A 13,851-nucleotide genomic window follows, 5' to 3' on the forward strand; every position below is an offset into this window, starting at 1 on the left:
ATAAAACTGTAAATTATTTACAGTAATTCATGAAAATTATATTTTATTTATTCATTTTCTTTTCAAAACACTTTCTCTTCGGTATAATAAAGACAATTCAGGAAGTGAGGCGTGCCTATGTATAAAGAAAGTGCTAAGCTAGTTTTATATCGCAATTTTGGAAAAGACAGTATCTTTCAACAGTTATGTGAAATTTGTCGTGATTTTGATGAAGGACAGTATAAGGAAAGTGTCTTAATTGAACGTATCTATGTACAAATCAAAGCTCTTTTGGATCTTTCAACGAGTTATGGCTTTGATGATAATTTATGGCATAATTATCTGACATACCTATTACTGATGAATGAAAATTCTTTTTCTTTAGTCAGTGAAAAACGAGGTGCTCAACAAGGGAGTGTGAATCATTTCGCGAAAAATGATTTTAAAATCTTTAAAAACTTGTTTGATTATGATTTTTCAAAAATGGAAGAAACCCTGCAAATCGATTGTTTCACCATCATCACCCAGTATCATGCCATTGAAAAAAAAGAACGCATGTATAATAAAAATGTCTCTGAAATGGTCCGCAAGATCAGTAAACAAATTGAACAAGCCAAAGATGAAGAAGATATCTTTCACATCATTACCGACTTTTACGCCCAATACGGCGTCGGTATGTTTGGTCTGAATAAAGCCTTTCGTATACAACCCAATATTGATGGCAGTGTAAAGTTCTTACCAATCAATAATATGGAAAATGTATATCTAGATGATCTCATCGGCTATGAGCTTCAGAAACAGTTGCTTGTGGATAATACAAAAGCTTTTGTGGAAGGACGTAATGCGAATAATGTATTATTATATGGTGACAGCGGTACCGGTAAATCCACATCCATTAAGGCAATCGTCAATGAATTTTACAAAGATGGATTACGCATGATTGAGATTTATAAGCATCAGTTCCAAAATCTATCGGCCATTATCTCACAGATTAAGAATCATAATTACCGTTTTATCATTTATATGGATGATTTGTCTTTTGAAGAGTTCGAAATTGAATATAAGTTTTTAAAAGCCGTGATTGAAGGCGGTGTCGAAACTAAGCCAGATAATGTACTCATTTATGCCACTAGCAACCGACGTCATCTCATTCGGGAAACATGGGGCGATCGCAGTGATATGAGTCAAGATGAGCTGCATCACAGTGATACCATGCAGGAAAAACTATCCTTGGTTGCTCGCTTTGGTTTAAGTATCTGTTATGAGCGCCCAAATCAGAAAAATTATTTCCACATTGTAAAAGAATTGGCAAAACATTATCCCGAAATTACTTTGACAGAAGAAGAATTGCTTGCCGAAGCACGTAAATGGGAATTGAGTCATGGCGGTATGAGTGGTCGAGCGGCACAACAATTGATGAATGATCTGTGTGCAAGAAGCACGGTTGAAAAAACCTAAGCATTCTTTAAAATAAAATTGACTTTTGTTCAGCATATCGTTTCCAGTATAGCAAAATGTAAAAGGAAGTTACAAACGCATCCATGTACGTTTAAAACTTCCTTTTTTAACATCGTAGTTTCTATGTTGGCGATGAGCTTACAACTTAAAATCGCTGAATCAGCATGAAAAGGGATCCATCCATGGCAATGGCTTGTCCTATTGCTGTTTTCATACGCTTTAATGTTTCTTTAATATCACTTTCATACCCTGTTGTATAGCGATATCCAGGTTTTTTAACCAATTTCTGATAAAATGCACTTTTCCTCAACTTAGACAGACGTTCATACACGGATAAAAGCAACTCCTTATCCTCCACCACCATCCAATATCGTTCATTCTCATCCTGACGCAGGATAAAACGCACACTTTTCTCAATACTCTTTGTAGTTAACATTTCCCATATACGAAAGAAATCTTCAAAACGACATATGAGTATTTGTTTACTGATTGCTTTTCGATCAATTTCAAAGTGCCATATATCATAATACGAATCGTTTTGTTCAGCCTCAATACGCTCTAGGGCATGTACGACATCTTGTTCTACCACATATAGTTCTTTCATAAGGTTCTCCATTTTCTTAGCTTGTATAGACAGGATGATATCTTGCAATAAGCACTCTTTAGATTCATTTGCCATACAGCTATTTGATTATTCATAGGTGTAATAGTAATCATAGGATGATAAATTTTGTGTTTTTGTTAAAACAATTCCTAATATCTTTGACCGGCTGCGTTCTAATTGCCGTATCGAAGATAGTGCTATGTCTTTTTTTGTATCTTTCATGGATATGACAAAAATAGTTCCATCACTGACATTACTTACATAAAAAGTATCACTGATCATACTGATAGGAGGACAGTCCAAAATGATGAAATCATATTGTTTGGATAAAGCCTGCAGCAGCTTCTTGAATTTGGATGATCCTAACAATTCTTGAGGATTTGGCACTTTACTTCCAGATGTCAAAACGGAAATAGCATTCTCACAATCCGTTACTGTAACTTCTTGAATATAAGTGCTTAAATCCGGCTGTTTATCGATAAACACCAGCAAATCAGATAAGCCTACTTGATTACTGATTTGAAAATAACGATGCATTTTCGGTCTGCGTAAATCGCAATCGATGACCAATACCTTTTTATACTTTGCCGCATACACTTGCGCAAGATGAAAAGCCACTGTTGATTTTCCTTCATTCGCACAGGAAGAAGTAATATTAACAACTTTGATCGGTTTTTCTACTGCGGAAAACTCGATATTCGTTTTCAATTTACGGAATGCTTCCATGTTATCAAATTTATAGGTATTTTTATTTTTTGACATATGCTTTGACCCTCCTTTTGATGCTTTTTCTTGGATGATTCTCTTGGTTTAATTCATCGACAAAAGGAATACTTCCCAACACCGGATAACCAAAATATTCTTCCGCCTGATCACTGGATTTAATGCGATTATCAAGCAAAAATACCAAGATGAAATAAATATAGGATAAAGCAAAGCCAAAAATACCGCCTGCAATACTATTCAATTTAATGTTTGGCGAAATATAATGCGTTTGTAAGGTAGCTTTATCAATTACTGTGATGTTATCTATTTCACTGATTTTCATCATTTCTTGTGTAAAAACAGCAATGGTCTCTTTCACAATGTTTTGGGATAAATACGGGTCCTCACTATTTGCCCTTATGGTGATGATATTGGAATTATCTTCGACATTTGTTTGGATAGCTTTGCTACATGTACCATCCACCAAATGCAGCTTTTTATCTACCTGTGACAAGACGGTTGTCCCCTGCAAGATTTTTTCATAATCTTTTACCAAATTACGATTCGTAATGACGGTTTGATTATCAATAATTCCTTCCGAGGTTGTCTTTGGTTTTAAATATATATTGGAATCACTCGCATACTTCTTTGGCAATATACACAAAGAAACGACCATTAAAAACACCATACACAGCAAAGTACAAAAGAGAATGACTTTGTAATGCTTTTTAAATATCCCGATTAAATCATTTAAGCGAAGCTTTATTTCTTTTTCATCCATTTATTACACCTCTATATCTTTCTGATACGCGATTTGCGTTAAAACAACAAAACCAGTCAAATCTTCAACTTCATCCTTTGATTGAAATGTATTGTGCTGGCGCTTTCGTATGTAGAAAACAAGCAAGATGAGGAAAGAGGAACTTAGGACACATAAGAGATAACGAACTATGCTCTCTTGGGTGGTCTCTTGATGCTTTGCTACTTCTTCATTAATTTTATACAATCTTTTATTATGCTTTTTAAAATCCTGCAAGATGCGTTTTTCAATACACTTGTCTATTTTTAAGACATCCTGTTGCTTTCCAGCTTGAATCGATATATGTAAAACACTTCCGCTACTTTTTGCATGATATTTGACCGTTTTCACATGCATCTTTTCCGCTATCTCCATATGAGCGTCATCACTATTGATCATATAGCTATAATCTGTTAATAACCCCTGATTGACAAGAATCGTATTTGCATTCACTGAAGCATTGGGGCTGATTTCATTTTGCAAATAATATGCCACATCACCATAATAATCATCACTTATTTTATATTGACTTACAAAGATCATCACCGCTATAAGCATAATGGTTTGCAAATAGTATTGACGTTGCTGCAGGATATCTTTTATGTCTGCTAAAAATTTTTTAGGAAGCTTAATACGATGGTGCCCTGTTTCTATTTCTAAAGGCAATAATACGAAGATAATCAACCCATTTGCCACGCTTAATATTGGGTTCATTAATGAGAAAAAGCCAATGGCAAGCATGCATATGATACAGGCTCCCTTCTGCATGCTACGATATCGTATCTGCTTTAAAAAGCAACGGATGCTCAATATATAAAAGGTCACACCGATACCGCCATAGTATGCAAAATCGTCTAATATTTGACTATGTAAGCTAATGAGCCCTTGAACATTGCTGTGATGTCTTCCTATGCCAAAGAAGGGATGGGTAAGGAAAGTATGCAAGCTGTCTTGATACAGTGTAAGACGACCAGACATCGTGATTTCTGATTGAAATTGATTATCCAACATATGTAGGATTTCTAAACCACGTTTCTTGATCATCTCATCCGGTATTGAAGAAATTAAAGCATTGCAGCCATTCATGATCGCATCGGAATTTATCACAAAATAGAGAAGCAGTATGCCAAAGATAGCCAATATACATAGAAAAAGTTGTTCATTTCGCTGTCTCAAATAATATAACAGCATGCCTATCAAACTACATGTACATATGATGATTGATATCATGGAGGAAGACAGAATAATGGTAAAATAGGTACATAGAGCAAGAAGCAAATGTAAATAACGAATGCGTGTTTTGATCGTTAAGTAACGATGTAAGAATAACAGACATAAGACGATTTCCCCTAATAGCTCCGTAGTGGTAAAAATATTTAATTGTGTGACGTTACCTGCAAATTGACCACCTGTTACATATTTTGATAGATATGGATCTTGGATGAGTTGAATGAAATTACTGAACATATTGATAATCAGAATACCATAGAGCACTCTTTTGCATGTATTTTTTTCTGCCATTTGCATATGATTGCGATAATAATCATAAAAAATTATACATAGCCAAAAGGTCAGACAAGTATACAAATTTCCGATATTATTATCTGAGATGTGTAAGACTTGTAATAACATTAAATAAAAGATCCAAAAAAGCAGAAGCAGATGCATGAGACGAAAAGTCAAAAAATAAGTTGCATCGTGCAAGAAGGCTGTCACAAACCATAACAGCAGCAGACCAATCATGAACATATACGATGTGTTATGCAATAGAATAGGCGTAAAACTGATGCATGCAATACTAAGAAAGAGCAGTTTGTTTATAAAATGCATCAATTTCTGGAAACTGTTATTCATACACGTGCAAAGCCTTTGTTATTGCTTGCTTTGTATACATTCCCATAAGCAGCTTATCACGTAAACGTAAAAGATTATCTACATATAGCTGATAGGTTGATGAATGCATCGTTAGGATTCGACCTTCTATTTCCGTTAAACTATCTACGACAAAACCAATGTTGTGCTGTATTACAAATGGTGCGATTGCCGCTTTTGACCATGTTATAATTGGCAATAATGAAACGATATATAAGGATAATTTATGTGGATTATTATAACGCATATATTCTCCATTTAACCCACGGCAGCTATTTAAATCATCACCATCCCAAATGAGTCCAAAGCTTCCCTTTAAAGCAGCCGGTAATGTATTCGCCGGATATGCTCCTTCATATAAAATATGTCTGCTCTGATTTGCCTTTATATATCTTCCATATAAACGAAAAATAAGATTGTCCAAATGATGCAATTGCGATATAAAATGACTTTTTTCTAAATTGCCCGCATAGACAATTTCCTTTGTCAGCTTTCTTTGTTGCCAAGGTATGGGATTGCTTAGATAATCAAATACCATAAGTTCTATGATGTTCCCTTGAAATCCAGTTTGTCTGATCAGTTTTGCCATCACGCTATTATGAACAATCAGTGTATCCATTGACGTAAAGTTTTGCAGATCTTCTTGCAGCAAACGCCCACAACGTATGGATTGCAAATCATGGATCAAATAAATAATTCCTTGTCCTTTGCTGCGTCTTAAGATTTTCTGATTCCATCTGCTGATGGGATATTGGACAATCAAACGCTTGTCCTTTTTCTTAATAAAAGTCAGTTTAATGCTTTCTAATAATCGTTTCAACCGACTTTTTTCATAATGATGCAAAAGGGCTTCGATGCCTTGTTCATGCAGAATCTGACATACATCAATACGCGCTTTACTGCCCGCATCAACACCTTGCACATCATAATCCTCTAACTGATATATGTTCATTTTATCATCTCCTTCAGCCTACGTTCATAAGATACAGCCGCTGTCTCAATTGACAATTCACGAAACACCATTTTATCGTTGTTATGTCTGCACATACGAGGCAAGTTCATAATTTTTTCAGCCCATTCTTCCTTGCTTTGAATGGATGCTCGCAGGCAAGTATGTGTGATATCGGTTTCCTGAGGAATCGTATCTGATAAAATAACTTGCAATCCATTGATTTGTGCTTCAATTGCCGATATACAAAAACCCTCATAGAAGGAAGGCACCAATAGGATGTCAGACATATCGAGTAAGGCACAAACATCATTTCGTTGCCCAAGGAATGTAATTTGCTCTTGTAAACCTAATGACATAGTCAAAGATGTCAACGCTGCTTTTTGTTCCCCCTCACCGACAATGACCAAATGATATTGGTCATCTAACAACTTCATTAGACGAATAGTGAAGGCGATGTTTTTCTCTTTGGATAAACGTGAAATTACAAGCAATACCATTTTGTGCTGTAACTGATAATGACGGCGATATTGGATACGTGTGGCTTCATCAAATTGAAAATCAGAAAGAGACATGGCATTGTACATAAGAAACCCATGTTCTTTCCAACGTTTTTTGCCATACAACAACTCTCCACACGTTGGCCCTGTCGCATAATAATCATTTGCCATATGCACATTCAGAAATTTCATCAGGCGAATCATGAGATTTGGTCGTTGTGTTGTCAAAGCGTAGGTGGAGTGCGCATGGGTAATACGCAAAGGAACGTTATGGAAACGTGCAATCAGTAAAGGGAAACATGACAGATAGCCTTGATGAACATGAATGACATCATACGCACCGTGGGCAATAATGTTATTCATGGCAGCCAGATTTTTTCTTAACGAAGTATGTTTGGAGGGAATGCGATATATACGAATACCTAATTGTAAAAATCGTTGATAAAGCATACCTTGCTCATTCTCATCATGCGTCATAATTTCAAAAGTGATATCCCTGTCCTTCATATAGTGAAGATAGCGATAAAGCATGGTTTCAATGCCACCGCTTTGCAATACAGATACGACATGTAATACCCTCATATACGCATCACCTCAATCACTTGATCCTTTTGCGCAATTGCTTGGGCAAATGTTTGTAACTCTTCCTCAGATACACCTTCATATGCAGGTTGCGTCATTCCCAATACTTGATATTTCTTTGTCGCTAACTTATGTATTGAAAATAGTTCAATCTTTTCAAATTGGTAATTGGGTAAAAACCGTTTGATAGCTTCCAAATTGGCATTTGTGAACGTGTAAGGTTTTACTAACGGAATCCGTAGGATGATATGTTTTTGCTGAGCAGTTAAGTAATTTAGATTTGTTATATACTCATTTAAATTCCCTTTTAGCTTACTGATGCAGGCAGGTTCTAAACTCTTTAAATCCACATACCATGTATCCACATAGGGAAGCAGCAATTGCAACTGTTTTAGCGAAGCATATAATGAGGTTTCCACACAAATCGTTATTTGTTCTTTTTTTAAGGCTTGCATGACACCTACCAAAACATCTGCTTGTAACAATGGCTCACCACCACTAAAGGTGACACCTCCATCAGCTTGATAATACTTTCGATCTTGCAAGCAGGCCGCAAGACATTCTTGCACATCGATCCTTTTTCCAATTGAACGCATAGCTAGACAAACAGCATTTGACTTACGACTGGGGCAAATTGGATAGAAACAGTTATCCATATCGATGGCCATTTGTTCTTGCAGCGATTGTGTTTCCGGATTACAGCACCAAGGACATCGCAATTGACATCCCTTTAAAAATATCGTCGTACGTATACCAGGACCATCATGAAGGCAAAAGCGTTGTATGTCAGTGATACACAGTTTCATATTCTTCACACCTCCTTATGACAATATCCTGATAGCTTTTTGGTAAATCAATGAAATACGCACTGAATCCCCATACGCGAACAATCAAATCTGCATGCTTATTAGGATGTTGCTGTGCATCCAGTAAAACATCTTTTTGTAATACATTCATTTGCAATTGAAAGATTCCCTGATCCAAGGCACAAAACAACAGTGTCCGACATTTATCTTCGAAATTATTCAATAATTGAGGATTCATCATGATATCTACCACATTACCATTGCACCTGCCATGATCATAATGTAGTTTTGCCGCAAAATTTAATAATGACGTATAAGCTCTGCCTGCGATTCCGGAAATATGTGTCATGAAAGGCTCTCCATATGCGCGCCCATCCGCCGTTGCAGGAAAGGTAGCAGCACTACTTACATAGCCTGGAGAACTAAGACCAAAAACAAAATGACCGCCCCATTGATTTTTTTCTTCGGCAAATACTTGTGCTGCATAGGCCGTTATTTTATTGATGCGTGAAATCATCGTTTTCTGTTCATCATCACCAAAAACACCTTTTTGTTGCAGAAAATAGCGAAATTGTTCTCCATATTCTGCATCTTCTAAATACATTTGCAATTGAGCAAGCGTGAAAAGTTTTTTCTTATACACGAATTCTTCAATATTGAAAAGAGCATTTATCGCATTGCCCATAGCCACCGTGGTAATACCGGTGTTATGGTAACAGGCACCACCTTCTGCAACATCCTTTACAGACTGCCAACAACCATCAATACATAAAGATAAAAATGCATCTTTTTCATATACCAATGCTTTTGAAGCCTGACAAATTCTTAAAATATCTTCCTTTAAGTAACTAAAATATCGTTGATAGACTTCTTCTATCGTCAAAAGATCATCGTTCATAAGTTTTACGATAGGAACAAGGAAATTCAAGATCGATGTATTATTTTGCGAACTATCTTTTCCGATAAGCAAAGGTTCCCAACAAGCGGATGTTCCATAATGCAAAGCATCAACTTGTGCAATACCTGCTTGTTGCAAACAAGTTAGAATCACATCGTCATTACTTAGCAAAGGCGAACCATTCCCCTTTTTTAGAACCCTAAAAATTTGTTCCTTTATGACATTAGGGCAGGTTTGGGTATATCGATACAACAGCTTTGGCTCTGGTTTATCATATTTTTCAAAAACTTGTAAGATAAGCTTCGTAAAGGCCGTATTCGCTTGGAGATCTTTTCCACCAAGAATCAAAATTTGCCCCGTATCCCCTAATAACTCACTGCTTTTAAACCAATAATCTTGATGTAAAATATGACAAAACTCCAAAAGCATAGACTTTGCTTTTTCTTCTGTGATATACCCAGTCTGTAAATCCTGCTCATATAATTGAAACAACAATGCATCAAAGCGTCCCAATCCAACCAATTCATGACCGCTTTGCCAAAGCATCTGATTCAAAAACAATATTCTTTGCATCCCATCTTGTAGATGTCTAGCTTCACCCTGCACCATTTCGGCAAACAGCTGCTGTAAATCAAAACGTTGCATAGCATGAAGCTTTGTGCTGATTGTTTCAATTTGTGTCATGATAGCTAATAACACGCAGTTTTGCTGTTTTTTAAATGATGTATTGGGTAAGTTCTCGCCTTCTGCTAACAAGGCTTGAAAACTATTTTGAATGAATTTTTCATATGCAATCGTGATATTACTAAACACATGATGTCGCTGGCTTAAGGATAGATAGGGATTTATATAATAATAAAAATATTGATAACACCCTTGTTTGTGAAAGGATGCTTTTTGGCATAAATTTTGGAAGTCTTTTGCTGCATCATCACTTCTCATCACGATTCTTGTTTTTAAGAAAGCCTTGCATAAAAACAGCAAATCGTTTTCTCTTTCAAATAAACGCTGATGTTTCTGATACAACTTTTTGATATGCTTTAAATATTGGATAAACCGAAAATTACGCCAATTCATATCCATCAGACCTCCTTTTTACACCTACCCAGCTTTTGCGACAAGAAGTGTAACATATTGCCAAATAAGGTGTCCTTGCTTATATATAAAGCTATTCCATAAGAAACACTCGCCATAACCCCCACCAATACCATATAAAGGATGATGGGAATATCCAAAACGTTGATCCAAATGATGCAAAGAAACATAATACCGGCACATAAACCATAATGAACGCATTCTCTGAAAACTTTGCGAAATGCTATCTTCTTGCGAACGATATAAAATTGCACTGCGGTAATCAAAAACTCTGCACAGACACTTGAAAGAATTGCCCCTTTGGCAGCAAATTGCGGTATCAGTAAGGCATTCATGATAAAATTTAAAACAGCTCCTAACACTACCGTGCATGTAAATGCATTTTGTCTTCTTGTAGATATCAAGTATTGCATGCCGGTAACATTATTTAAGCCAATCAGCAACAGCAAAGGTGTACTCCATTTTAATAAGCTGATTGCCGCATCATAAGATGGTCCTAAAAACCATGGGATAAAACGATTGGCAATACACAGCAATAGAAAAATCGCAGGCATTGCTAATAACAATGCAAATTTATAGGATATATAAAGATAATGAAGAATCTTGTCGTCCTTATCTTCTGCCTGAATACTTGCAATGCGTGGCATCATGACCGTGCCAAGGGATGTGATAAAGATGAGAATCAGACGAATGATTTTCTGTGTCTGATCATAATATCCGGTTTGCGCATAGGTAGATAAATACCCTAACATGGTCCTATCGAATAAGGTGTAGATCTGCATGGCAATCTGAGGTAAAAATACCATGAAAATAGGAAAAAGATGACGTTTTAAATGAAGCTTTGTAATATTTGATAACTGCATCGTTTTATGTAAGGCTAACCATAAAGATAGATTAGCGATGAGTCCAACCATCCCCAAACATACGATATACAGCCACATATCAGCTTTCCTTCTGATAAATGTAAAGATACAAATTGCTCCGATGAGCTTTACGGCTATATTACGAAATGTGATATAGCGAAAATCTTCCATTCCTTGATAATACCAAGAAATATCAAACACATTCGCGATAATTTCAATCATCTGCAGTAAAAACAAAAACTGTAATTCCTGTACCTGTCGCAAATACAATACGTATACTATGATACTTACCATCAGCATCAGACAGCGAATAATCAGTATTTCTAAAAAGACTTGCGAACGCGCTTCTTGTTTATTTTGATAATAAGCGATTTCTCTTTGTCCATACAACCCGGTTCCTAATGTTCCAAATAAAATAAAATATGAGCTAATCGATTGTACATAGCTTAAACTTCCTATTCCTTCAGCACCAAAAACTCTTGCCAGATAAGGGGTCGTCAACAAAGGAAGGAAAATAATCAGAATTTGATAAAGGGTGTTATAAATATAATTGCTAATTAATCTTTTATGCATCGCTTTTCTCACACAGCTGAGCAAAACATTTGCATGCCTCAGCTACGATCTGATCTATGTTATAGTATTTAAAATTTGCTAATCGTCCTAAAAAAATAACATCCTTTTCCTGTTCTGCCAATCTCTGGTATTGTGCTAATATCGCATTTATTTTAGGTTGTAAGATCGGATAACATTGGATTCCCTCTTGCACGGGAAACTCTTTCAGTATGACCGTGTGCTTATGTTCTTGGCCCGTCAGCTTTTTAAATTCGGTGATACGTGTGTAATCATAATCATTGGGATAATTGATTACCGCTGCTTGTTGATACGATGGGGTATCATGTGTTTCAAAAGCAAAACGTAAACAACGATAAGGAAGGTGCCCATAACAATAATCATAATAGGCATCCAATGGTCCTGTATAGATTAGTTTTTCATAGGATATTTCATCTTTAATCTGTTGATAATCTGTATTCAGAAGAATATGCATTTTCGCATTTAACATTCGCTTCATCATGGCTGTAAAGCCGGCTTTGGGAATTCCCTGGTAACGATCAGAAAAATAACGTTGATCATTATTCAGACGAATCGGTATTCTTGAAAAGATGGAAGCATCCAATTCTTTGCATGGCATACCCCATTGCTTTTCCGTATAGTGTTTATAAAACATCTCATATAAATCAGCTCCCACACTGGCTATTGCTATATCCTCAAAAGTTTTGCAAGATTGAGGATCCTGTTGTACCTTTTGAAAATATTGTTGTGCTTTTTCTTTCGTAAACGGCTCATGAAATATTTGGCTAAGTGTACATAGATTTACAGGAAATGGAACATATTCGCCATTTACATAAGAAAGCACTTTATGTTGATATTCATGCCAAGTGGTAAATGTACTTAAGTAAGAAAATACAGATGCATCATTTGTATGAAAGATATGCGGTCCATAGGCTTGTATGAGAAGCCCATTCTCATCATAGCAATCATATAGATTGCCACCTATATGTGATCTTTTTTCAATAATCAAAACCTCTTTATGCAAAACATTTGTAATACGTTCTGCCATACACAAACCGGCAATCCCTGCACCTACGATTACATAATCAAATTTCATCTCTTTTTCCTTTCTGTGGCATATAAAATCCATTTTATTCTATTTCTTATGCATTGTTCAGCGAACATGAGTGTGACATGTCCCTGATAAAATCCTTTGCGATATTTTCGGGGAATACTGAATAGTTCCTCAAGATGAAATAAAGAAAGTTCCTCTTGTATATGATAGTCTTTAAAAACCTGCTTTAGATAGGCTCTACGTTTCCAAAAGGAGGCCTTTGCATCGACTTTACTTTGATTCACGATTTCCTCATAGTAATTCATGAGCCTGCGATAAGCAAAACTCTTTTTTAATTGCTTTGCCAAAGCAGGCTGATGCAACGTGATCTTCTCTAGCAATAGCTCATGACTATGCACCATATCTGTAAAATAATGAGGCATATAGCTTTGCGTCGTCGTCCGTCTGGTTTTTTGATAATGATAAAACGGCTGATTCATAAAAACGACAGTTCGGCATTGTAAAATGTAATCCACCAAAAATTGTAAATCTTCTGTAAACCGCACAGCGGTATCAAACGTGAGCTGTTTTTTCTGAATGAGCTCCTTACGAAATAAACACCGACACACACTTCCTATGATAATCTTCTGTCGTGTATTCGTTATTGAATATTCCGATACCATAGCAGGAACAATTTCCTGCATAACCTTTTCATGTGTGTATTCCTGCTGTTCTTGTGGAAACGGAAACAACATCGGTTGTTTAATATTACGAAAAGATAACTCATAGGAACACATGACTAAATCTACGTCCTTGTGAAATTGTTTCGACATTTCTTCATACATGTGTTTATCAATCGTATCATCTGAATCAATGAAAGAAATAAGCTTACCTTTTGCATGCTGCAGGCCGATGTTACGAGCAGCTGAAGGGCCTTGGTGTGGACAAGACAAATACTGTATGCATGGGTATAATGTCGCTAAGTGTTGACATAGTTGTGCCGTATTATCCGTAGAACCATCATCACAAAGTAAAATTTCCGCAACACCTTGTTGTTGTAAGATTGATTCTACACAAGCTTTTATCGTGCTTTCAGAATTGTACATTGGTACAATGACTGATATCTCCATTTTTTCAT

Annotated in this window: 12 protein-coding genes; 1 reads left to right on the forward strand and 11 read right to left on the reverse strand. The window is 36.1% G+C overall.

The annotated features are described in order from the left end of the window. Positions 1-117 precede the first annotated feature (117 nt). Positions 118-1,437, forward strand: coding sequence for an ATP-binding protein (locus tag KJS44_RS08750; RefSeq protein ID WP_008687850.1), 1,320 nt, complete (start codon positions 118-120; stop codon positions 1,435-1,437). Between the two features lie 145 nt (positions 1,438-1,582). Here KJS44_RS08750 and KJS44_RS08755 read toward each other — a convergent pair whose 3' ends face one another. From KJS44_RS08755 to KJS44_RS08805, 11 genes are all read right to left on the reverse strand, one after another. Continuing rightward, positions 1,583-2,041, reverse strand: a complete 459-nt coding sequence (locus KJS44_RS08755; protein WP_008687849.1) for a hypothetical protein — start codon at positions 2,039-2,041, stop codon at positions 1,583-1,585. An 87-nt stretch (positions 2,042-2,128) separates the two neighbouring features. Next, positions 2,129-2,803: a CpsD/CapB family tyrosine-protein kinase gene (locus KJS44_RS08760; protein ID WP_008687848.1), complete on the reverse strand. Its 675-nt coding sequence runs from the start codon at positions 2,801-2,803 to the stop codon at positions 2,129-2,131. Next, positions 2,790-3,527, reverse strand: coding sequence for a YveK family protein (locus KJS44_RS08765; protein ID WP_008687847.1), 738 nt, complete (start codon positions 3,525-3,527; stop codon positions 2,790-2,792). Before KJS44_RS08765 ends, KJS44_RS08760 begins: the two co-directional genes overlap by 14 nt. Before the next feature lie 3 nt (positions 3,528-3,530). Beyond that, the gene (locus KJS44_RS08770) at positions 3,531-5,177 is read right to left on the reverse strand and encodes an O-antigen ligase family protein (RefSeq protein ID WP_226896976.1); all 1,647 of its coding nucleotides are present in this window, start codon (positions 5,175-5,177) and stop codon (positions 3,531-3,533) included. A gap of 214 nt (positions 5,178-5,391) precedes the next feature. After that, the gene (locus tag KJS44_RS08775) at positions 5,392-6,369 is read right to left on the reverse strand and encodes a galactofuranosyltransferase (protein ID WP_008687845.1); all 978 of its coding nucleotides are present in this window, start codon (positions 6,367-6,369) and stop codon (positions 5,392-5,394) included. Continuing rightward, a complete protein-coding gene (locus tag KJS44_RS08780) occupies positions 6,366-7,448 on the reverse strand; it encodes a glycosyltransferase (protein WP_008687844.1) in 1,083 nt (360 codons plus the stop codon). The genes KJS44_RS08775 and KJS44_RS08780 overlap by 4 nt, the downstream gene beginning before the upstream one ends. Next, the gene (locus KJS44_RS08785; RefSeq protein WP_008687843.1) at positions 7,445-8,254 is read right to left on the reverse strand and encodes a 4Fe-4S cluster-binding domain-containing protein; all 810 of its coding nucleotides are present in this window, start codon (positions 8,252-8,254) and stop codon (positions 7,445-7,447) included. The genes KJS44_RS08780 and KJS44_RS08785 overlap by 4 nt, the downstream gene beginning before the upstream one ends. Then, the gene (locus KJS44_RS08790; RefSeq protein ID WP_008687842.1) at positions 8,235-10,229 is read right to left on the reverse strand and encodes a pyruvate formate lyase family protein; all 1,995 of its coding nucleotides are present in this window, start codon (positions 10,227-10,229) and stop codon (positions 8,235-8,237) included. The genes KJS44_RS08785 and KJS44_RS08790 overlap by 20 nt, the downstream gene beginning before the upstream one ends. A 5-nt stretch (positions 10,230-10,234) precedes the next feature. Beyond that, a complete protein-coding gene (locus tag KJS44_RS08795) occupies positions 10,235-11,683 on the reverse strand; it encodes a flippase (RefSeq protein ID WP_017144671.1) in 1,449 nt (482 codons plus the stop codon). Continuing rightward, positions 11,676-12,776, reverse strand: coding sequence for a UDP-galactopyranose mutase (gene glf, locus KJS44_RS08800; protein WP_008687840.1), 1,101 nt, complete (start codon positions 12,774-12,776; stop codon positions 11,676-11,678). Before glf ends, KJS44_RS08795 begins: the two co-directional genes overlap by 8 nt. Further along, complete coding sequence (locus KJS44_RS08805; RefSeq protein WP_008687839.1) at positions 12,773-13,843, reverse strand: glycosyltransferase family 2 protein; 1,071 nt, start codon at positions 13,841-13,843, stop codon at positions 12,773-12,775. Before KJS44_RS08805 ends, glf begins: the two co-directional genes overlap by 4 nt. Positions 13,844-13,851 lie beyond the last annotated feature (8 nt).

It is taken from the genome of Longicatena caecimuris (assembly GCF_018406465.1).
GTDB classification, from domain to species: domain Bacteria; phylum Bacillota_I; class Bacilli_A; order Erysipelotrichales; family Erysipelotrichaceae; genus Longicatena; species Longicatena caecimuris.

What these genes read in the sequence shown, in the direction of transcription:
- KJS44_RS08750 (WP_008687850.1), top strand. Translation starts at nt 118, where the DNA reads ATGTATAAAGAAAGTGCTAAGCTAGTTTTATATCGCAATTTTGGAAAA.
- KJS44_RS08755 (WP_008687849.1), bottom strand. Translation starts at nt 2,041, where the DNA reads ATGAAAGAACTATATGTGGTAGAACAAGATGTCGTACATGCCCTAGAG.
- KJS44_RS08760 (WP_008687848.1), bottom strand. Translation starts at nt 2,803, where the DNA reads ATGTCAAAAAATAAAAATACCTATAAATTTGATAACATGGAAGCATTC.
- KJS44_RS08765 (WP_008687847.1), bottom strand. Translation starts at nt 3,527, where the DNA reads ATGGATGAAAAAGAAATAAAGCTTCGCTTAAATGATTTAATCGGGATA.
- KJS44_RS08770 (WP_226896976.1), bottom strand. Translation starts at nt 5,177, where the DNA reads ATGTTATTACAAGTCTTACACATCTCAGATAATAATATCGGAAATTTG.
- KJS44_RS08775 (WP_008687845.1), bottom strand. Translation starts at nt 6,369, where the DNA reads ATGAACATATATCAGTTAGAGGATTATGATGTGCAAGGTGTTGATGCG.
- KJS44_RS08780 (WP_008687844.1), bottom strand. Translation starts at nt 7,448, where the DNA reads ATGAGGGTATTACATGTCGTATCTGTATTGCAAAGCGGTGGCATTGAA.
- KJS44_RS08785 (WP_008687843.1), bottom strand. Translation starts at nt 8,254, where the DNA reads ATGAAACTGTGTATCACTGACATACAACGCTTTTGCCTTCATGATGGT.
- KJS44_RS08790 (WP_008687842.1), bottom strand. Translation starts at nt 10,229, where the DNA reads ATGAATTGGCGTAATTTTCGGTTTATCCAATATTTAAAGCATATCAAA.
- KJS44_RS08795 (WP_017144671.1), bottom strand. Translation starts at nt 11,683, where the DNA reads ATGCATAAAAGATTAATTAGCAATTATATTTATAACACCCTTTATCAA.
- glf (WP_008687840.1), bottom strand. Translation starts at nt 12,776, where the DNA reads ATGAAATTTGATTATGTAATCGTAGGTGCAGGGATTGCCGGTTTGTGT.
- KJS44_RS08805 (WP_008687839.1), bottom strand. Translation starts at nt 13,843, where the DNA reads ATGGAGATATCAGTCATTGTACCAATGTACAATTCTGAAAGCACGATA.